17 protein-coding genes are annotated in these 20,936 nt (G+C 62.9%); 12 read left to right on the forward strand and 5 right to left on the reverse strand.

Features of this window, described 5'->3' with window-relative positions:
* Nucleotides 1-107: 107 nt before the first annotated feature.
* The 3 genes from DV532_RS07770 to DV532_RS07780 all read left to right on the forward strand — a co-directional run bounded on the left by DV532_RS07770 (nucleotide 108) and on the right by DV532_RS07780 (nucleotide 3,119).
* The gene (locus DV532_RS07770) at nucleotides 108-1,412 is read left to right on the forward strand and encodes a CitMHS family transporter (RefSeq protein ID WP_056806316.1); all 1,305 of its coding nucleotides are present in this window, start codon (nucleotides 108-110) and stop codon (nucleotides 1,410-1,412) included.
* Between the two features lie 66 nt (nucleotides 1,413-1,478).
* Entirely contained in the window at nucleotides 1,479-2,732 is a 1,254-nt protein-coding gene (locus DV532_RS07775; protein WP_056806319.1) for an OprD family porin, read from the forward strand.
* A gap of 90 nt (nucleotides 2,733-2,822) precedes the next feature.
* On the forward strand, nucleotides 2,823-3,119 hold the full coding sequence (locus DV532_RS07780) for a DUF3144 domain-containing protein (protein WP_056806322.1): 297 nt from the start codon (nucleotides 2,823-2,825) through the stop codon (nucleotides 3,117-3,119).
* Nucleotides 3,120-3,157: 38 nt separating this feature from the next.
* On the opposite strand, the gene soxR is transcribed toward DV532_RS07780, so the two are convergent.
* Together soxR and DV532_RS07790 are read right to left on the reverse strand one after the other, a co-directional pair.
* Nucleotides 3,158-3,613: a redox-sensitive transcriptional activator SoxR gene (gene soxR, locus DV532_RS07785; RefSeq protein ID WP_056806325.1), complete on the reverse strand. Its 456-nt coding sequence runs from the start codon at nucleotides 3,611-3,613 to the stop codon at nucleotides 3,158-3,160.
* Nucleotides 3,614-3,729: 116 nt separating this feature from the next.
* Entirely contained in the window at nucleotides 3,730-4,467 is a 738-nt protein-coding gene (locus DV532_RS07790) for a GntR family transcriptional regulator (protein WP_056806328.1), read from the reverse strand.
* 116 nt (nucleotides 4,468-4,583) lie between these two features.
* Here DV532_RS07790 and DV532_RS07795 point away from each other — a divergent pair, with 116 nt between their 5' ends.
* Nucleotides 4,584-5,555 carry a LysR family transcriptional regulator gene (locus tag DV532_RS07795; protein ID WP_056806330.1) on the forward strand — a complete coding sequence of 324 codons (972 nt, stop codon included), beginning with the start codon at nucleotides 4,584-4,586 and terminating at the stop codon, nucleotides 5,553-5,555.
* 37 nt (nucleotides 5,556-5,592) lie between these two features.
* Here the strand turns inward: DV532_RS07795 and lysA are convergent, their stop codons facing one another.
* A complete protein-coding gene (gene lysA / locus DV532_RS07800; RefSeq protein WP_056806333.1) occupies nucleotides 5,593-6,825 on the reverse strand; it encodes a diaminopimelate decarboxylase in 1,233 nt (410 codons plus the stop codon).
* Nucleotides 6,826-6,948: 123 nt separating this feature from the next.
* Here lysA and DV532_RS07805 point away from each other — a divergent pair, with 123 nt between their 5' ends.
* On the forward strand, nucleotides 6,949-7,854 hold the full coding sequence (locus DV532_RS07805; protein WP_056806336.1) for a LysR family transcriptional regulator: 906 nt from the start codon (nucleotides 6,949-6,951) through the stop codon (nucleotides 7,852-7,854).
* 67 nt (nucleotides 7,855-7,921) lie between these two features.
* Here the strand turns inward: DV532_RS07805 and DV532_RS07810 are convergent, their stop codons facing one another.
* Entirely contained in the window at nucleotides 7,922-8,275 is a 354-nt protein-coding gene (locus tag DV532_RS07810; RefSeq protein ID WP_056806339.1) for a hypothetical protein, read from the reverse strand.
* 274 nt (nucleotides 8,276-8,549) lie between these two features.
* Here DV532_RS07810 and DV532_RS07815 point away from each other — a divergent pair, with 274 nt between their 5' ends.
* Nucleotides 8,550-13,415, forward strand: coding sequence for an NAD-glutamate dehydrogenase (locus DV532_RS07815; protein ID WP_056806342.1), 4,866 nt, complete (start codon nucleotides 8,550-8,552; stop codon nucleotides 13,413-13,415).
* A gap of 67 nt (nucleotides 13,416-13,482) precedes the next feature.
* On the opposite strand, the gene DV532_RS07820 is transcribed toward DV532_RS07815, so the two are convergent.
* Nucleotides 13,483-14,301, reverse strand: coding sequence for a pyruvate, water dikinase regulatory protein (locus tag DV532_RS07820; RefSeq protein WP_056806344.1), 819 nt, complete (start codon nucleotides 14,299-14,301; stop codon nucleotides 13,483-13,485).
* 191 nt (nucleotides 14,302-14,492) lie between these two features.
* Between DV532_RS07820 and ppsA the strand changes: the two genes are divergently transcribed.
* The 6 genes from ppsA to DV532_RS07850 all read left to right on the forward strand — a co-directional run bounded on the left by ppsA (nucleotide 14,493) and on the right by DV532_RS07850 (nucleotide 20,927).
* Entirely contained in the window at nucleotides 14,493-16,868 is a 2,376-nt protein-coding gene (ppsA, locus tag DV532_RS07825) for a phosphoenolpyruvate synthase (RefSeq protein WP_056806346.1), read from the forward strand.
* A gap of 66 nt (nucleotides 16,869-16,934) precedes the next feature.
* Complete coding sequence (locus tag DV532_RS07830) at nucleotides 16,935-17,963, forward strand: alpha/beta fold hydrolase (protein WP_056806349.1); 1,029 nt, start codon at nucleotides 16,935-16,937, stop codon at nucleotides 17,961-17,963.
* Between the two features lie 178 nt (nucleotides 17,964-18,141).
* Nucleotides 18,142-18,633, forward strand: coding sequence for a ribonuclease E activity regulator RraA (gene rraA / locus DV532_RS07835; RefSeq protein ID WP_056806352.1), 492 nt, complete (start codon nucleotides 18,142-18,144; stop codon nucleotides 18,631-18,633).
* A gap of 27 nt (nucleotides 18,634-18,660) precedes the next feature.
* Nucleotides 18,661-19,656 carry a zinc transporter ZntB gene (locus tag DV532_RS07840; RefSeq protein WP_056806355.1) on the forward strand — a complete coding sequence of 332 codons (996 nt, stop codon included), beginning with the start codon at nucleotides 18,661-18,663 and terminating at the stop codon, nucleotides 19,654-19,656.
* A 171-nt stretch (nucleotides 19,657-19,827) separates the two neighbouring features.
* Nucleotides 19,828-20,100, forward strand: coding sequence for a hypothetical protein (locus tag DV532_RS07845; RefSeq protein WP_056806358.1), 273 nt, complete (start codon nucleotides 19,828-19,830; stop codon nucleotides 20,098-20,100).
* A 2-nt stretch (nucleotides 20,101-20,102) separates the two neighbouring features.
* Complete coding sequence (locus DV532_RS07850) at nucleotides 20,103-20,927, forward strand: mechanosensitive ion channel domain-containing protein (protein ID WP_056806361.1); 825 nt, start codon at nucleotides 20,103-20,105, stop codon at nucleotides 20,925-20,927.
* Nucleotides 20,928-20,936: the final 9 nt, after the last annotated feature.

Here is a 20,936-nt window from a genome sequence, read left to right on the forward strand (position 1 = left end):
CCCTGATCCTTTTTGTCGACAAGTCCCCCTCCGGTGCCGCCGGGTGGGGTAGGGGGCCGTCTGCGCAGCAGGCGGCCGCAGAGAGAATAAAAACAAGAGAACAAACCATGCTCGCACTTCTGGGCCTGATCATGGTGGTGACCTTCACCTACCTGATCATGAGTAAACGCCTGTCCCCCATCGTTGCACTGACTGTCGTGCCGATTGTCTTCGCCGTGCTTGGCGGCTTCGCGCCCGAGCTGGGCAAGATGATGCTCGATGGGCTGAAAATGGTTGCACCGTCTGCTGCGCTGCTGCTGTTCGCCATCCTGTTCTTCGGCTTGATGATCGATGCAGGGCTGTTCGACCCGCTGATTCGCAAGATTCTCAAGCGGGTCAACGGCGACCCGATCAAGATCGCCATTGGCACCGCACTGCTGTCGCTGCTGGTGGCACTGGACGGTGATGGCACCACCACCTACATGATCACCTGTGCCGCCATGCTGCCGCTGTACAAGCGCATTGGCATGAACCCGATGATTCTGGCCACGGTGTCGATGTTGTCGCTGAGCATCATGAGCGGCATGAGCCCGTGGGGCGGCCCCGCCACGCGCGCCATTGCCGCGCTTGGGCTGGATGCGACCGAATACTTCATTCCAATGCTGCCTACCGTCATCGGTGGCGCTGTGTGGGTAGTGTTTACCGCCTACTTGCTTGGCCGCGCCGAACGCCGGCGTATCGGCAACACCGCGCTGCAGTCTGGCGGCGGCAACTGCTACATCAAGGAAATCCTCGGTGACAACCCGCACAAACGCCCGCGCCTTGCCTATGTCAACCTGGTGCTGGTGATCGCCGTGATGACCGCCCTGGTGCTGGGGCTGATGCACGCTGCCATCTTGTTCATGATCGGTTTTGTCGCCGCGTTGATGATCAACTACCCGCAGCTGGACCTGCAGAAAGAGCGCATCCTCGCCCATTCCGGCAATGCGATGACGGTGGTGCTGCTGGTGTTCGCCGCCGGTATCTTCGCCGGCATTTTCTCGGGCACCAAGATGGTCGATGCCCTGGCGCAAACCCTGGTCGACTGGATTCCCGCAGCCTGGAGCCACTGGTTCCCGCTGGTGGTGGCGATTACCAGCATGCCGCTGACCTTCGTGCTGTCCAACGACGCTTATTACTTCGGTGTGGTGCCCATCCTGGCCAATGCTGCGGCCGCTTATGGCATCGACCCGGTGGAGATCGCCCGCGCCTCGGTGCTGGGCCAGCCGGTGCACCTGATGAGCCCGCTGGTGGCCTCGACCTTGCTGTTGGTGGGCATGGTCGACCGCGATATCGGCGACTTCCAGAAAGCCACCGTGAAATGGGCCGTGCTCACATCGCTGGTGATCACCGCGCTGGCGTTGCTCACTGGGGCGCTGTCCTTCTTCGTCTGAACCTGGCCGGGCACTGCCAGGTGCCCAACGCCTACTCGCACTGAAAACAACAATAGAGTACCGACCATGTCCCGAGCTGTGTTCCGTGGGGCCACCTGTGGCCTGCTTTGCGGCTGGCTGCCCGTTGCCGGCGCCGCCGGTTTTGTCGATGACAGCAAGCTCAAGCTGCAATTGCGCAACGTCTATTTCAACGAGAACTTCCGTGACGAGCAGGGTATGAGCGCCCGCGCCGCCGCCAGCGCCAAAAGCGAGCGGGTAGAGTGGGCTCAGGGCTTTCTGCTCGACTACCAATCGGGCTTTACCCCAGGCACGCTGGGTGTGGGGCTGGATGCACTTGGCCTGCTGGGTGTGCGGCTGGATTCCGGGCGTGGGCGCAGTGGCACGGGGCTTCTGCCGGTGCACGACGACGGCCGCGCCGCGGACGAGTTTGCCAGCGCCGGGGTAACCGCCAAGGCACGCCTGGGCAAGGCAGTGGTCAAGCACGGCACTTTGCTGCCGAAAACACCGGTGCTGGTCTACAACGATGCACGGCTGTTACCGCAGACGTACCAGGGCACCCAGCTAACCAGCACCGATATCGATGGCTTGACCCTGACCGCAGGCCACCTGGACCGCTTCAAGCAGCGTGATTCATCCGACAGCACCGGCCTCTATCTGGATGGTTATGGGGGTGGCAAGTCAGGTGACTTCAGTTTCGCCGGTGCCGATTATGCCGTGAGCAAACAACTGCGCCTGAGCTACTTCCATGGCCAGCTCGAGCACTTCTACCGCCAGGATTTCGCCGGGCTGGCACACGACCTGCCATTGGCCGGTGGGGTGCTGACCACGGACCTGCGCTACTTCAAGAGCCGCGACAGTGGCGCGGCTTATGGTGGCGCCATCGACAACGACATGTTCAGCGGCCAGCTGGCCTATGCCCATTCCGGCCATACCGTCGGTGCTGGCTACCAACAGCTCGAGGGTGAAGCGGGGCTGCCGTACATCAGCGGTGCAACGGTGTACTCGTTCAGCAACGTCGGTATCGGCAAGTTCATCGAGGAGCAGGAGAAAACCTGGATGGCCAGCTACGCCTACAATTTTGCTGCGGCAGGGGTGCCCGGGTTGAGCTTCATGGCGCGTTACCTGAGTGGCGACAATGGCCGCGCTGGCGCCGAGGGGGTCAAGGAGTGGGAGCGTGATGCCGAGCTTGCCTACGTGGTGCAGGCCGGGCCGCTGAAAGGCCTGGGTGTAAAACTGCGCAATTACGTTTACCGCTCGGATTTCGCCCGGGGGCGGGACAGCAACCGCCTTTACCTGACCTACGACATCGCCCTTTGGTGAGGGGCCTGGCCGTCGCCAGTTTCACGCCGTGCGCTTTACCTGTAAAACAGCCTTGGGCTTAATTTCAATGCAGCAACAAGGTAAAGCGCAATGACCCAAGCTACCGATCAGGCTTTTTATGACCGCGCCGATGCGCATATCGAACTGGCAAACCAGCAGCTCGAAAAAATCGAGGACCTGGGCAAGGTCAGTGCTTCCCTGACCTTCGGTGCCTCGCGTTTCAACGCCTGGATGAGCGCCCGCAGCTTCAAGACCAGCGCGGAACTGGCTGCGGCCCGGGAGGAGCTGGTGAAGTATTTCTGCGACCAGTACCGGATGATGCTCGAAGACAACCTGGACGAGCATATCGAGCAGTTTGACCGCTATGTGCTGGGCAAGCACGACTGAACCCAGCGCGCCCCGCGGGCCTGCCGGTGCGCACAGGCTTATCGGGCCTTGTCCTCCAGGATCCGCGCCCCGGCCCCTTCCTTGGCCAGCACATCCTCGGGGTTGCGCAGCGGGCAGTCTTCCAGCGACAGGCAACCGCAACCAATGCAATTGTCCAGGCTGTCGCGCAACGCCTCCAGCGTGCGAATGCGGGCGTTCAGGTCTTCGCGCCAGGCAGTCGACATTTCGCCCCATTGCGCCGCCGTCAGCTTGCTGTTGGGTGGGTAACGGCTGAACGCCTGCTTGATGTCCTCCAGCGCAATACCGGTGCGCTGCGCCACTTTGATGATTGCCAGCGTACGCAACACCAACGCGGGATAGCGGCGCTGGTTGCCTGCCGTACGAATGCTGGCAATCAGCCCCTTGGCCTCGTAGAAGTGCAGCGCAGACACCGCCACGCCGCTGCGTCTGGCCACTTCACCTACGGTTAACATCCGTGTGTTGTCCGCTGCCATGCCTGTTGACCTGAAGTTAAGTTGGGCGCTTATGTTAATAGAGCTGCGAGATTGCGCTCGTTTGCGGTAATGAACAATACAGTTGCTGCTACAGCGCCAGCACCGCGATGACGTCATCAACCAGGCGAACGATCCCGGCGCATCTGGGTAACCAGGGTAAAGCGGTCATCCGGGTGCACGGTTTCGGACACCGCCATCAGATCGCCGTTTTCCTCGCGATAATGGCGGATGATCTTCAGCCCCGGCGCACCGGCCTCGGCCTTCAGCCGCTGGGCCATTTCCGCGCTCAGCAACACCGCCCGCACCTGCTGGTCGACCACCGCGATCGCCCGGCCATAGTGTTGCTCGATCAACCCTGCAATCAGTTGGCCGGGGTGTTCGCGGGCCAGGTCTATGACCGCGGCGTAGTCTTGCTGGGCGTACACGTCGGTCCAGCCCAGCGGTGGCGCATTGTGCAGGCGGTCGACGCGGGTGCTCGACAGGCAAAAGTAATGCTCCCCCGGTACCAACCCCAACCGCGCCGCCTCGCTCAGGTCGGCGACGAAGTGGCGCACGCCCTGCAGTTGCCGTTGCTGGGTGTCGGCCAGGTGGGCAAGCTCCGCCACGCTGGCCAGTGACTGTGAGTAACCGCTGGGCGGGCTGTTGGCTTCGACTCGGGTGCCTATGCGCTTGCGCCGCGACACCAGCCCTTGAGCGAGCAACTGGTCGATCGCCGCGCGCACCGTATGCCGGCTCACACCGTACAGCTCGCACAGCTCGAACTCGGTCGGTAGCAGGCTGCCTACCGGGTAGCGGCCGCTGGTGATGCCTTCCAGCAGGTCCTTTGCCACGGTGGCATAGCGTGTTGGGTTCATGCCTTGGCTCTGTCGGGCAAAAGATGATTGGCAGTTTAACAGCTCGCTGGCAGTGCGGTTTACGCCTGCTGGTCTGGCCGCTTGCGGCTTTTTTGGCTCGACTGCCATCCACATCGATGCTGGAATTGAACCCGCACAACAAGAACCGCCCGGGAGCGCCAATGAACCGAAACGAACTGCGCAAAGCCGATATCAACCTGATGGTGGTGTTCGAAGCCCTGATGCAGGAGCGCAACCTCACCCGTGCTGCAGAAAAGCTGTTCGTCGCCCAACCCACGGTCAGCGCCGCGCTGGCCAGGCTGCGCGCGATGTTCAACGACCCGTTACTGATCCGCGTGGGCAACCGCATGGAGCCCTCGGCCAGGGCCGAGGAGGTCATCAAGCACCTCACCCCGGCACTGGATGCGATGTCCGTGGCCCTTAGCCTGACCCACGATTTCGACCCGCTGACCAGCAAGATGACCTTCCGCATCGGTTTGTCCGATGACGTCGAGTCGGGGCTATTGCCGCCACTGCTGCGGGCGCTGCGGGTAGAGGCGCCGAACGTCGTAGTGGTGGTGCAGCATGTGGACTACTGGCGCATCCCGGACTTGCTGGCGGCGGGCGATGTAACGGTCGGCATCAGCCAGACTCGGGGGTTGCCGGCCAATGCCAAGCGCAAGGTGCTGCGCACGATGCAGGGCAGGGTGGTGCGGGCCGACAAATCGGCTACGCCGCTGACCCTGGATGAGTTCTGCGCGCGCCCGCACGTGCAGGTGTCGCCCACCGCCAACACGCAGGGGGTGGTCGATGACTGGCTGAAAGAAATTGGCCGTGAGCGCCAGGTGGTGTTGTCGGTGCCCCAGTTCAGTTCGTTGCCGGCGATTTTGGCCGGTACCGACCTGCTGGCCTGCTGCCCGGACTATGCCGCACAAGGTATGGAGCGTTGGGGCAACCTGCAGGCCGAGCCCCTGCCGTTCGAGACCAGCGCGTTGGAACTGGCCATGGTCTGGTTGAGCACCACCGACAGCGACCCGGCCGAGCGCTGGCTACGTAGCCGCCTTGAGCAACACATGGGCGCTGCGCATGACGCGGTCTTGGCCCCTTAGCAGCCTCAGGTGAACCGCTTGCGCCCTGATGAACGTACTAGAGGCCCGACTCCAGGCTCAGCAGGTCTTGCACGGTCTGCCTCCGGCGAATCATCCGCAGCGCCCCGTTCTCCAGCAAAAACTCGGGCAGCAGCGGGCGGCTGTTGTAGTTCGACGACATCGATGCGCCATAGGCCCCGGCATCGTGGATCACCAACAAGTCACCCACCTGCGCCTGGGGCAAGTCATGCGGGGTCAGTTCCTGGTCATCCTGGGTAAACACATCGCCTGACTCGCACAGCGGCCCGGCCACCACGGTTGGCTGCCGTGGGCGGTCCACCGGCTGGCCGTTGGCGTCAAGCAGGGTCATGCGGTGGTAAGCGCCATACATCGCCGGGCGCATCAGGTCGTTGAAGCCGGCGTCGATCATCACGAAGGTGTTGCGCCCGGCCTGCTTCACGGCCCGCACCTCGGCGACCAGGTAGCCCGACTCGGCCACCAGGAAGCGGCCTGGTTCGATTTCCATGCGCACCGGGTGGCCCAGCATCGCTTCGATTTCCTGGCGCGCCACCGCCCAGGTTTGGGCGTAGCGCTGCAGGTCGACCGGCTTGTCGGTGCTGCGGTAGGGGGTGGAAAGCCCGCCACCGATAGAGAAAGCCTCAATGTCCACGCCCAGGCGGCCAACCAGCTCGATCATCGAGCGGGCCACTTGCTCCAGGTGCTGGTAATCCACCCCGGAGCCGATGTGCATGTGCACGCCGACCAGGTGCAGGCCATGGCTTTTCACGCAGCCCAGTGCCTCGCCCAGCTGCTCGTGCCAGATGCCGTGCTTGCTGTTCTCGCCGCCGGTGTTGGTCTTGCGGCTGTGGCCATGGCCGAAACCGGGGTTGATGCGCAGCCACACCCGGTGGCCGGGGGAGCGTTCACCCAGCTGGCGCAGCATGTCGATGGAGCCGGCGTTGACCTCGATTTTCGAGGCCACCACCCGCTCCAGGGTAGCCTGGTCGAGGGCGTCGCAGGTCAGCACCACGCCGGCAGGGTCGCCATCAACGCTGGCGCCAGCCGCAAAGGCCCGCTCCATTTCGCCCAGCGACACGGCGTCCAGCACCAGGCCATGGGCGCGCATCAGGCGCAGCACATGCAGGTTGGGGTTGGCTTTTTGGGCGAAGCGCACAGTGTCGAACACCTTCAACTGCTGGACCCGTTCGGCAATGGTGTCGGCGTCGTAGGCCCACAGCGGCGAGCCGTGCTGGCGGACAGCTTCGGCCAGGGTGGTGAAGGGTGCAGTCATGGTGGCGTCACTCGTAAAAGGTAGGCCACGAGCATGCGGCAAAGCGCGAATTCAGAAAAATAGCTATTTTTCTGCCAGCCATTCATATCTGATATACCCACTACTGACTTAGCGGGTGTTGCCGTGAAGCTGTCCGTTCGCCATATCGAAGTGTTCCGCGCCATCATGGCTGCTGGCAGTGTCACCGGCGCCGCCCGCTTGCTGTTTACTTCACAACCTACCGTTAGCCGCGAGCTGGCGCGGTTAGAGCAGCTAACCGGCCTGAACCTGTTCGAGCGCGAGGGTGGGCGCCTGGTAGCGACGGCCCAGGCGTTGCTGTTGATCGAGGAGGTCGAGCGCGCCTACGTCGGCCTGGAACGGATCGAGCGCTTTGCCCAGGCCATCCGCAATTTCGAGCAGGGCCGGCTGGCCATCACCTGCCTGCCACTGTTCTCCCAGACCTTGCTGCCCAAGGCTTGCCAGCGCTTTCACCAGCAACACCGGGGTGTGAGCGTGAGCATTTTGGCGCAGGAGTCGCCGTTGCTGGAGGAATCCCTGGTCGCCCAGCAGCATGACCTAGGTTTGACCGAGGTCGAGCAGATACCGCGCGGCGCCTACGGCGAATTGCTGTTCAGCGCCAACATGGTGTGCGTACTGCCTGACGGGCACCCGTTGCAGGCCAAGGCCGAGTTGGAGTTGAGCGATTTCCATGAGGTCGACTTCATCAACCTGGCCAGCCTGGACACCTACCGGCAGCGCCTGGACCAGCACTTTCGGGCGGCGGGGGTGAACCGCCGCACGGTCATCGAGACCACCAGTGCCGCTTCGGTGTGCGCCATGGTCAGGCAGGGCTTGGGGGTGGCGATCATCAACCCGCTAAGCGGGCTGGAGGCCGCGCAGGGCGGGTTGCCGATCCGGCGGTTGCGGGTATCGGTACCGTACCAGGTGATGCTGATCCGGCCAGACCACCGGCCAGCGTCGGCGGCGGTAGAGCCTTTTTGCCAGGCGTTGCGGGTGCAGGCGCAAGACATGCAGGCAGCCTTGAATTAGGGCCAGGCGCGCGCCAAGGGATTGTGCTCAAAGTTCGCAGCCTTGTGCTGCCTGCGCAATCCGCGGCTCACAGCTCGCAGACAAAAGTGCCGGTCCCGGCCAGGATGTTCTGCAGCGTTTCCTTCACTTCATCCATGTCACTCAGCGCGCTGGTCAGGTTGATTTCCAACACCTCATCGCCCTTCAGCGCATCGCGGTCGCCGGCGGCCACTTCGATCAGCAGGCGCGTGGCACTCAGCGTCACTTTCAGCCCATCCAGCGTCGACGGCTCGTCATCCAGGGTCAGGTCGACGGTGTCTTCGTCCGGGTAGCGGGTTAGCAGGAACATCTGACCCTTGTCGCTGTGGCAGCACAGGGTCGCCATGTTGTCTTCCTCATCATCGCAAGGGGTGGCGAACAGCAGGGCAGTATTGATTTGCATGGACAAGGCTCGGATCAACGGGAACGGAGGGGAATTCTGACAGTCTTGCCCGCAGGCATAAACGTAAAGTTACCGCCCCTTGACCGAAATTGTCGCAGCGCTGCAAGCCTAGATGACCGATCAGTCGTTAAGCTTCGCCGAGCCCTGGGCGTGCCTGCGCACGTTCACCGCCTGGTTTTATCGTCCGCCTTGCCACGGGTTGGCTATCGTTGATCCGTACACGGCGCACGCAGCGACGCTCCAACTATTACAAAGCCCAAGCGGAGTACCACAGATGGCGTTTTTCACCGCAGCCAGCAAAGCCGACTTCCAGCATCAACTGCAAGCGGCCCTGGCGCAGCACATCAGCGAACAGTCCCTGCCACAAGTTGCGCTGTTCGCCGAGCAGTTCTTCGGCATCATCTCTTTGGACGAACTCACCCAGCGCAGGCTTTCCGACCTGGCCGGCTGCACCCTGTCAGCCTGGCGCATCATCGAACGTTTCGACCCCGAATACCCGCAAGTGCGGGTGTACAACCCCGATTACGAGCGCAATGGCTGGCAGTCGACCCACACCGTGGTCGAGGTGCTGCACCACGACCTGCCATTCCTGGTCGACTCGGTACGCACCGAGCTCAACCGCCGCGGCTACAGCATCCATACCCTGCAAACCACCGTGCTCAGCGTGCGCCGCGGGCCCAAGGGCGAACTGCTGGAGCTGCTGCCCAAGGGGACCCAGGGCGAGGGCGTACGCCATGAGTCGTTGATGTACCTGGAGATCGACCGTTGCGCCAACGCCGCCGAGCTGACGGTGCTGGCCCGTGAGATCGAGCAGGTGCTGGCCGAGGTGCGGGTGGTGGTCGCCGACTTCGAGCCGATGAAAGCCAAGCTGCGGGAAGTGGTGGCCGAGGTGGAACAAAGCGCCTTTGCCCCGGTGCAACACGAAAAGGGCGAGGTCAAGGCTTTTCTGGAGTGGCTGCTGGACAACCACTTTACCTTCCTGGGCTACGAAGAGTTCACCGTCCAGGGCGACGCCGATGGCGGCCAGATGGTCTATGACGAACAGTCGTTCCTCGGCCTGCCGCGGCGCCTGCGCGTGGGCCTGACGGCCGACGAGCTGCGCATTGAAGACTACGCCGTGGCCTACCTCAACGAGCCGCTGCTGCTGTCGTTCGCCAAGGCCGCACTGCCCAGCCGCGTGCACCGCCCGGCCTACCCGGACTACGTGTCGATCCGCCAGTTGGATGCCGACGGCAAAGTCATCAAGGAACACCGCTTCATGGGCCTGTACACCTCGACGGTGTATGGCGAAAGCGTGCATGCCATCCCTTATATCCGCGTGAAGGTCGCTGAAGTCGAGCGCCGCTCGGGCTTCGATCCCAAGGCCCACCTGGGCAAGGAACTGGCCCAGGTGCTGGAGGTGCTGCCGCGCGACGACCTGTTCCAGACACCGATCGACGAGCTGTTCAGCACCGTCATGTCGATCGTGCAGATCCAGGAACGCAACAAGATCCGCGTGTTCCTGCGCAAAGACCCTTACGGCCGCTTCTGCTACTGCCTGGCCTACGTACCGCGGGAAATCTACTCCACCGAAGTGCGGCAGAAGATCCAGCAGGTGCTGATGGAGCGCCTGAAGGCCAGCGACTGCGAGTTCTGGACCTTCTTCTCCGAATCGGTGCTGGCCCGTGTGCAGCTGATTTTGCGGGTAGACCCGAAGAACCGCATCGACATCGACCCGCAGCAGCTGGAACGCGAAGTGATCCAGGCCTGCCGCTCGTGGCATGACGACTACTCGACGCTGGTGATCGAGAACTTCGGTGAAGCCCAGGGCACCAATATTCTTGCCGACTTCCCCAAAGGCTTCCCGGCCGGCTACCGCGAGCGTTTTGCTGCGCACTCGGCAGTGGTCGACTTGCAGCACGTGCTGAACCTGTCGGAAAGCAAACCACTGGCGATGAGCTTCTACCAGCCGCTGACCCAGGTTGGCGAGCGCATCCTGCACTGCAAGCTGTACCACGCCGACACGCCGCTGGCGCTGTCCGACGTACTGCCCATCCTGGAAAACCTCGGCCTGCGCGTACTCGGTGAGTTCCCCTACCGCCTGCGCCATGCCAGTGGCCGCGAGTACTGGATTCACGACTTCGCCTTCACCTACAGCGAAGGCCTGAGCCTGGATATCCAGCAGCTCAACGATACCCTGCAGGACGCTTTTATCCACATCGTCCGAGGCGATGCCGAGAACGACGCCTTCAACCGCCTGGTGCTGACCGCCGGCCTGCCATGGCGCGACGTGGCGCTGCTGCGTGCCTACGCCCGTTACCTCAAGCAGATCCGCCTAGGCTTTGACCTGGGCTACATCGCCAGCACCTTGAACAACCACACCGGTATTGCCCGCGAGCTGACCCGGCTGTTCAAAACCCGCTTCTACCTGGCACGCAAGCTCACCCAAGACGACCTGGATGACAAGCAGCTACGCCTGGAACAGGCCATCCTGAGCGCGCTGGACGACGTGCAGGTGCTGAACGAAGACCGCATCCTGCGCCGCTACCTGGACCTGATCAAAGCCACCCTGCGCACCAACTTCTACCAGCCGGATGCCAACGGCCACAACAAGTCGTACTTCAGCTTCAAGTTCAACCCCAAGCTGATCCCCGAGCTGCCTAAGCCGGTGCCCAAGTTCGAGATATTCGTTTACTCGCCACGGGTCGAGGGTGTGCACTTGCGCTTTGGCAATGTCGCCCGCGGCGGCCTGCGCTGGTCCGACCGCGAGGAAGACTTCCGCACCGAAGTGCTGGGCCTGGTAAAAGCCCAGCAGGTGAAGAACTCGGTGATCGTGCCGGTCGGTGCCAAGGGCGGCTTCCTGCCGCGTCGCCTGCCGCTGGGCGGCAGCCGTGATGAGATCGCCGCCGAAGGCGTGGCGTGCTACCGCATCTTCATTTCTGGGTTGTTGGACATTACCGACAACCTCAAGGATGGTGGCGTGGTGCCGCCGGCCAACGTGGTGCGCCATGACGATGACGACCCGTACCTGGTCGTGGCGGCCGACAAAGGCACCGCAACCTTCTCCGACATCGCCAATGGCATTGCCATCGACTATGGCTTCTGGCTGGGCGACGCCTTCGCCTCGGGCGGTTCGGCCGGCTACGACCACAAGAAGATGGGCATTACCGCACGCGGTGCGTGGGTGGGCGTGCAGCGCCACTTCCGCGAGCGTGGCATCAACGTGCAGGAAGACCCGATCACCGTGATTGGCGTGGGCGACATGGCCGGCGACGTGTTCGGTAACGGCCTGCTGATGTCCGACAAGCTGCAGTTGGTGGCCGCATTCAACCACCTGCACATCTTCATCGACCCCAACCCAGAGCCCGCCGCCAGCTTTGCCGAGCGCAAACGCCTGTTCGACCTGCCGCGTTCGGCCTGGAGTGACTACGACACCAGCATCATGTCCGAAGGCGGCGGGATCTTCCCGCGCAGTGCCAAGAGCATTGCCATCAGCCCGCAGATGCAACAGCGCTTCGCCATCGAAGCCGACCGCCTGACCCCGACCGAGCTGCTCAACGCGCTGCTCAAGGCACCGGTCGACCTGCTGTGGAACGGCGGCATCGGTACCTATGTGAAGGCCAGCACTGAAAGCCACGCCGATGTCGGCGACAAGGCCAACGACGCGCTGCGGGTCAACGGCAATGAACTGCGCTGCAAGGTGGTAGGCGAGGGCGGCAACCTGGGCATGACCCAACTTGGTCGCGTCGAGTTCGGCCTCAAGGGTGGCGCCACCAACACTGACTTCATCGACAACGCCGGCGGCGTCGACTGCTCCGACCACGAGGTCAACATCAAGATCCTGCTCAACGAAGTGGTGCAGGGTGGCGACATGACCGAGAAGCAGCGCAACCAGCTGCTGGGTAGCATGACCGACGAAGTGGCCGGCCTGGTGCTGGGCAACAACTACAAGCAGACCCAGGCGCTGTCGCTGGCAGCCCGCCGCGCCCGCGAGCGGATTGCCGAGTACAAGCGCCTGATGGCCGACCTGGAAGCCCGTGGCAAGCTGGACCGCGCCATCGAGTTCCTGCCGTCCGAAGAGCAGCTGGCTGAACGCCTGGCCGCCGGCCAGGGCCTGACCCGTGCCGAGCTGTCGGTGCTGATCTCGTACAGCAAGATCGACCTCAAGGAGCAGCTGCTCAAGTCGCTGGTACCGGACGACGACTACCTGACCCGCGACATGGAAACCGCCTTCCCGCCGTCGCTGGTCAGCAAGTTCGCCGAGTCGATGCGCCGCCACCGCCTGAAGCGTGAAATCGTCAGCACCCAGATCGCCAACGACCTGGTCAACAACATGGGTATCACCTTCGTCCAGCGCCTGAAGGAATCGACCGGCATGAGCCCGGCCAACGTCGCTGGGGCCTATGTGATCGTGCGCGACATCTTCCACCTGCCGCACTGGTTCCGCCAGATCGAGGCGTTGGACTATCAGGTGCCAGCGGAAATCCAGCTGACCCTGATGGACGAGCTGATGCGTCTGGGCCGCCGTGCTACCCGCTGGTTCCTGCGTAGCCGCCGTAACGAACAGGACGCTGGGCGCGACAGCGCGCACTTCGGGCCGAAAATCGCGCAGCTGGGGCTCAAACTCGACGAGCTGCTCGAAGGCCCGACCCGTGAGCGCTGGATGGTGCGCTACCAAGGCTTCGTCGATGCGGGTGTGCCGGAGCTGCTGGCGCGCATGGTCGCCGGCACCACCCACCTGTACACCCTGTTGCCGATCATCGAGGCTTCGGATGTGACCGGCCATGACCCGGCGCAGGTGGCCAAGGCGTTCTTCGCTGTGGGCAGCGCGCTGGACCTGACCTGGTACCTGCAGGAAATCAGCAACCTGCCGGTGGAGAACAACTGGCAGGCGCTGGCCCGCGAAGCGTTCCGCGACGACATCGACCTGCAGCAGCGGGCGATTACCATCTCGGTATTGCAGATGGCCGATGCGCCGCAAGACATGGACGCCCGGGTGGCGCTGTGGGCCGAGCAGCACCGGGTAATGGTGGAGCGCTGGCGCGCCATGCTGGACGACCTGCGCAATGCTACGGGCACCGACTATGCGATGTACGCGGTGGCCAACCGCGAGCTGGTCGACCTGGCCATGAGCGGGCAGGCGGCGGTGGTGCCGTCCTGAGCCTTGAGGTGAGGTAAAACAAAGCCCCGGCAGCGATGCCGGGGCTTTTTTGTATGCCGGTACAGGCTTACTTGAACCGCCGCTCCACGCCTTTCTCGACCAGAATCTTCGCCGAAATCTCTTCCACCGAAAAATGCGTGGAATTGATGTTGGGAATGTTCTCCCGACGGAACAGGCTCTCCACCTCACGCACCTCAAACTCGCACTGGGCAAAGCTGGAGTAGCGGCTATTGGGCTTGCGCTCGTGGCGGATGGCGGTAAGGCGGTCGGCGTCGATGGTCAGGCCAAACAACTTGTTTTGGTGTTTTTTCAACACCGCCGGCAGCTGCAGGCGCTCCATGTCATCCTCGGTCAACGGGTAGTTGGCGGCGCGGATGCCGAACTGCATGGCCATGTAGAGGCAAGTGGGGGTCTTGCCGCAGCGCGACACGCCCACCAGAATCAGGTCGGCCTTGTCGTAGTAGTGCGTACGTGCCCCATCGTCGTTGTCCAAGGCGAAATTCACCGCCTCGATGCGTTCCATGTAGTTGGAATTGCCGCCGATCGAGTGCGATTTACCGACGGAATACGACGAATGGGCGGTCAATTCCTGTTCGAGCGGGGATAAAAACGAAGAAAAAATGTCGATCATGAAGCCATTGGAGGTGGCCAGGATCTCACGGATGTCCTGATTGACGATGGTATCGAAGATGATCGGGCGTACCCCATCGCGCTCGGCCGCAGCGTTGATTTGCTGGACCATGGCCCGTGCTTTGTCGGGCGAATCGATGTAGGGACGGGTGAATTTATTGAAGGGAATGCTCTCGAATTGTGCGAGCAAACTCTGGCCCAGGGTTTCGGCAGTGATACCGGTGCCGTCGGAGATGAAGAACGCGGTTCGTTTCATTTGCGATCTGGGCCTTAAGCTGATGAAGATTCTTGGATATGATAAGTTCGGTTTGCCGAATGCGGCTGTCGACATTCTGCCACATTTGCAGCGGCTATTTTCCAGGTACAGGCCACAAACGCCCGGCCAAGTCATAGATGACAGGCGGGCGCCTTTTGAGCTTTTCCAACACAGTTAGTGGAGAGATCACCTTGGTAGAGTACGTAGTTTCCCTCGATAAGCTCGGCGTCCATGATGTGGAGCATGTGGGGGGCAAGAACGCATCCCTGGGCGAGATGATCAGCAACCTCGCAGGTGCCGGGGTGTCCGTGCCGGGCGGCTTTGCCACCACCGCGCAGGCGTACCGTGATTTTCTCGAACAGAGTGGCCTGAACGACAAGATTCACGCCGCGCTCGACGCGCTGGACGTGGATGACATCAACGCCCTGACCAAGACCGGCGCGCAGATTCGCCAGTGGGTCATGGAGGCCGAGTTCCCGGCCCGCCTGGATTCGGAAATCCGTACGGCGTTCGCCGCAATGGCCGCTGGCAACGACAACATGGCCGTGGCCGTGCGTTCCTCGGCCACCGCCGAAGACCTGCCGGACGCCTCGTTTGCCGGCCAGCAGGAAACCTTCCTTAACATTCGCGGCGTGGACAACGTGATCCGCGCGGCCAAGGAAGTGTTCGCCTCGCTGTTCAACGACCGCGCCATCGCCTACCGCGTGCACCAGGGCTTCGACCACAAGCTGGTCGCCCTGTCTGCCGGTGTGCAGCGCATGGTCCGCTCGGAAACCGGCACTGCCGGCGTCATGTTCACCCTCGACACCGAGTCGGGCTTCCGCGACGTGGTGTTCATCACCGGCGCCTATGGCCTGGGCGAAACCGTGGTGCAGGGTGCGGTCAACCCTGACGAATTCTACGTGCACAAGAACACCTTGCAGGCCGGCCGCCCGGCCATCCTGCGCCGCAACCTGGGCAGCAAGGCGATCAAGATGATCTACGGCGACGAGGCCAAGGCCGGTCGTTCGGTCAAGACCGTCGAAGTCGACCGTGCCGAGCGCGCGCGCTTCTGCCTCAGCGATGCCGAGGTCAGCGAGCTGGCCAAGCAGGCCATGATCATCGAGCAGCACTACCAGCGCCCGATGGACATCGAGTGGGCCAAAGACGGTGATGACGGCAAGCTGTACATCGTCCAGGCGCGCCCTGAGACGGTGAAGAGCCGCTCCAGCGCCAATGTCATGGAGCGCTACCTGCTGAAAGAGAAGGGCACCGTGCTGGTCGAAGGCCGTGCCATTGGCCAGCGCATCGGCGCCGGTAAGGTCCGCGTGATCAACGACGTGTCGGAAATGGACAAGGTTCAACCAGGCGACGTGCTGGTCTCCGACATGACCGACCCAGACTGGGAACCGGTGATGAAGCGCGCCAGCGCCATCGTCACCAACCGTGGCGGGCGTACTTGCCACGCGGCGATCATCGCCCGTGAGCTGGGTATTCCGGCCGTGGTCGGTTGCGGCAACGCCACCCAAGTGCTGAAAGATGGCCAGGGTGTGACCGTGTCTTGCGCCGAAGGCGACACCGGCTTCATCTTCGAAGGTGAGCTGGGCTTTGACATCAAGCAGAACTCGGTCGACGCCATGCCCGACCTGCCGTTCAAGATCATGATGAACGTCGGCAACCCGGACCGCGCCTTCGACTTCGCCCAGTTGCCCAACGCCGGTGTCGGCCTGGCGCGCCTGGAATTCATCATCAACCGCATGATCGGCGTGCACCCCAAGGCGCTGCTGAACTATGCCGGCCTGCCAGCCGAGCTGAAAGACAGCGTCGACAAGCGCATCGCCGGCTACAACGACCCGGTCGGCTTCTATGTCGAGAAGCTGGTCGAGGGTATCAGCACCCTGGCGGCGGCCTTCTACCCGAAAAAGGTCATCGTGCGCCTGTCGGACTTCAAGTCCAACGAATACGCCAACCTGATCGGCGGCAAGCTGTACGAGCCGGAAGAAGAAAACCCGATGCTCGGCTTCCGCGGCGCTTCGCGTTACATCAGCGAATCGTTCCGTGACTGTTTCGAGCTCGAGTGCCGTGCCCTGAAGCGCGTGCGCAACGAGATGGGCCTGACCAACGTCGAAATCATGGTGCCGTTCGTGCGCACCCTGGGCGAAGCCAGCCAGGTCGTCGACCTCCTTGCCGAAAACGGCTTGGCCCGCGGTGACAACGGCCTGCGCGTGATCATGATGTGCGAGCTGCCGTCCAACGCCATCCTCGCCGAAGAATTCCTGGAATACTTCGACGGCTTCTCGATTGGCTCCAACGACCTGACCCAGCTGACCCTGGGCCTGGACCGCGACTCGGGTATCATCGCCCACCTGTTCGATGAGCGAAATCCAGCGGTGAAGAAGCTGCTGGCCAACGCTATTGCCGCCTGCAACAAAGCTGGCAAGTACATCGGCATTTGCGGCCAGGGCCCATCGGACCACCCGGACCTGGCCAAGTGGCTGATGGAGCAGGGTATCGACAGCGTGTCGCTGAACCCGGACTCGGTACTCGAGACCTGGTTCTACCTGGCCGAAGGCCAAAGCGCGGTCTGACGCAGTAGAACGCGGGGGTGCGTCTGGCGTACCCCCGCCTGGTTTTTTCCAGGGCGAGCTCCAGCAATGGACCCCGCCCTTTTTTGTGCACCAAGCAACCTTATGCAAAGCAGCAGCACTCTATTTCCCGTGGCCCTGCTCAGCGCCGAGCGCCGCGGCGACCTCAGCGAGGACGTCTACCGGATCAAGGCTGGCAACAGCCCGGACCCCAGCGTCGAGCTGGCCGTGACCCGCCTGGGGTTGGCTGACCACGGCCAGCCCCAGGGCGCGCCGGTTATCCTTCTGCATGGCAGTTTTTCCAACCGGCGCTTCTGGTACTCGCCCAAAGGCGTTGGCCTGGGGGCGTTTCTCGCACGCGCGGGCTTCGATGTGTGGATCCCGGAAATGCGTGGCCACGGCCTGTCGCCGCGCAACCGCCAGTGGGCGCACAACAGCGTCGCTGCCTATGCCCGAGACGACCTGCCGCTGATTGCCGCGTTCGTGCGCGAGCAGTCGGGCCAGGCGCCGTGCTGGATCGGCCACTCCCTGGGCGGCACGACCTTGGCGGCCGCGCTGGGCGGCGGTTTTTTGGGGGGCGAGCAGGTGGCCGGCGTGGCGTTGTTCGGCACGCAGGTCAGCCGGGTGTACTGGCCGTTGAAGGTGCCGCCGTTGGCCTGGGGGGCGAAGTTGATGCTCAAGCGCTGGGGGCATATCTCCGGGCCACGGTTCAACCGTGGGCCGGAGGATGAACCGATCGGCCTGGCGTTGGAGAGCATGCGCTGGCATGGCCTGTTCGGCCGCTTTGGCGACAAGCACAACGACTGGTGGGCGGGGCTTGCCGAGGTGGATGTGCCGCTGCTGGCGGTAGCCGGTGCGGGGGACTTCCAAGACCCAGTGTGGGCCTGTCGCAAGCTGTTCGAGCAGGTCGGCGGCGAGCGCAAGCAGTTTTTGCGCCTGGGCCGCGAGGAAGGCTTCGACGCCTTCGGGCATGTCGACATGTTGGTGAGCAAGGCCGCACAGGTGCAGGTGTGGCCACTGGTAGAGCGCTGGCTGCGTAACCCGCTGGTGGCGGTGCATCAATCCACCGTGGCCGCGGAGCCTGTGCCCACCCACTGATTGTGTCCGTACTGGCTCTTTCGCGGGCATGCCCGCTCCCACAGGGAGCCCCACAACGTTCAGGCCTTGTAGGGAAGAGCAAAATACAGATGACCAACCGGTCCCGGATGACTGCAATGGGCTCCAAGGTGTAGCCTTGGCCGATACCCGCTTTCGTTGTGACTGACAGGAGCTTCCCATGCAGCATTACGTAACGCCCGACCTGTGTGACGCTTACCCAGACCTGGTACAGGTGCTGGAACCGATGTTCAGCAATTTCGGCGGCCGCGATTCGTTCGGCGGCCAGATCGTCACCATCAAGTGCTTCGAGGACAACTCGCTGGTCAAGGAGCAAGCCGAGCTTGATGGCAAGGGCAAGGTCCTGGTGGTCGATGGCGGTGGTTCGCTGCGCCGCGCGCTGCTCGGCGACATGATCGCTGAAAAAGCCGCCAAGAACGGCTGGGAAGGGTTGGTGATCTACGGTTGTGTGCGTGACGTCGATGTGTTGGTGCAAACCGACCTCGGCGTGCAGGCCTTGGCCAGCCACCCGATGAAAACCGACAAGCGTGGTATCGGCGACCTCAATGTGCCGGTGACCTTCGCTGGGGTGACCTTCCGCCCAGGCGAGTACGTGTATGCCGACAACAATGGCGTGCTCGTCTCGCCAAGCCCGCTGAAAATGCCGGAGTGATGCGCCGCACGCGCTGATGGAGCTTTGATGTTCGAGGAAGACAACGCGCAGTGGGGGCTGGTACATGCCCTGGTGCTCGATGGCAAAGGCGGCGCGCGCTCGATCGAGCGTACCGAACTGGACCACCTGCAGCTGCAGCCTGAGCAGAGCCTGTGGCTGCACTGGGATCGCAGCCACCCGCAAACCCGCACCTGGCTGCTGCGTGACAGCGGCCTGAGCGAGTTCGCTTGCGAACTGCTGCTGGAAGAAAACACCCGGCCACGCCTGCTGCCCATGGTCGACGAACAGTTGTTGCTGTTCTTGCGTGGGGTCAACCTCAACCCGGGTGCAGAGCCTGAAGACATGGTCTCGGTGCGCATCTTCGCCCAGGCGCAGCGGGTAATTTCGCTGCGCCTGCGGCCGTTGCGCGCCAGTGACGAGATTCTCCAGCAGTTGGAAGAGGGCAGGGGGCCGAAATCGGCCTCCGAGCTGTTGCTGCTGATGGGCGAACTGCTGACCGAAAAGGTCCAGGGCCTGGTCAGCGACCTGTCCGAGCTGGTCGACCTGGAGGAAGAAAAGGTCGAATCCGACGAACGGTATACGCCGGAGAACGGTTGCCTGCAGCAGATCCGCAGGCGTGCCGCCGGGCTTCGGCGTTTTCTGGCGCCGCAGCGGGAGATCTACGCCCAGTTGTCGCGTAGCAAGTGGAGCTGGTTCGCCGATGCCGACGCCGATTACTGGAACGAGCTGAACAACAGCCTGATTCGCTACCTTGAAGAGCTGGAACTGACCCGCGAGCGGGCCGCGCTGGTGCTGGAAAGCGAAGATCGCCGGCGCAGCGAGCGCATGAACCGCACCATGTATCGCTTCGGCATCATCACCTGCATCTTCCTGCCCATGAGCTTCATCACTGGGCTGCTAGGCATCAATGTCGGCGGTATCCCGGGGGCGGAAAACCCCTATGGCTTCCTGTTCGCCTGCGTCGTCGTGCTGGGGCTGGCGGTGGGGCAGTGGTGGCTGTTCCGGCGGTTGCGGTGGGTATAGACATGTTGTGCCTGCACCGGCCTCTTCGCGGGCACGCCCGCTCCCACCAGCCCAGCACCGGCCTGCCCGCGAAGAATCCACCGTGCATTCAATTTGAAACACGCGTCCCACTTCGATGTGTGACCCATCGCCCGGCCATCTCGTCTCTGACTGACACTGCGCGAGGTGCCTATGCACGATCCGTTTGAAGAATCCCTGCGCGACCTGCTCAAAGCGTCACCCTCCGGCAATGACCGGGATGATCGGGACGACGCCGCTTGCCTGGGTCGTGTGCTGAAAACCGCTAACCGCCAGGTTGGCGCGGGTGATCTGTTCAGCCTGCTTGGCCGTTGGAGCCAGGCGCTGCTGATCGCCGTGAACAATGGCTCGGCGCATGTTGCGCCGGTGCGTCGACACTCTTCCCGCAACGCTGCCGCTGGCAGCAAAGCAGATAAGGCCGATTGAATATGGAACTCGATCTCTGGACCCAGAGCCTGGTCACCGCGATGACCGCCCTTTGGACCAAGGTGGCGAACTTCATCCCCAACCTGTTCGGCGCGCTGGTCGTGGTGCTGCTCGGTTTCGTGGTGGCCAAGCTGCTCGACACGCTGCTGTCCAAGCTACTGGCCAAACTCGGCCTGGACCGCCTGATGGCCGGCACCGGCCTGACCAAGATGCTCGGCCGGGGCGGTATCCAGGTGCCGATCTCGACCCTGATCGGCAAGATCGTGTACTGGTTCGTGCTGCTCATCTTCCTCGTCTCGGCCGCCGAATCGCTTGGCCTTGAGCGGGTTTCTGCCACCCTCGACATGCTCGCCCTGTACCTGCCGAAGGTGTTCGGTGCGGGCCTGGTGCTGCTGGCCGGCGTGCTGCTGGCCCAGGTGGCCAACGGCCTGGTGCGCGGCGCTGCCGAAGGCATCGGCTTGGAATATTCGGCCGGCCTCGGGCGTATTACCCAGGGTCTGGTGATCATCATCAGCATCTCGGTGGCCATCAGCCAGCTAGAGGTGAAAACCGACCTGCTGAACCATGTCATCGTGATTGGGCTGATAACCGTTGGTCTGGCCGTTGCGTTGGCGATGGGCCTTGGTAGCCGCGAAATTGCCGGGCAGATCCTGGCCGGCATCTACGTGCGCGAGCTGTATCAGGTAGGCCAGCACGTGCGGATTGGAGAGGTCGAAGGGCATATCGAGGAAATCGGTACGGTCAAGACGACGCTGCTGACCGATGATGGCGAACTGGTGTCGCTGTCCAATCGTGAGCTGCTCGAGCAACGCGTCAATAGCCGCTAACCGTACAAA

Origin of the sequence: Pseudomonas sp. Leaf58, from assembly GCF_003627215.1 — a bacterium.
Classification (GTDB): Bacteria; Pseudomonadota; Gammaproteobacteria; order Pseudomonadales; family Pseudomonadaceae; genus Aquipseudomonas.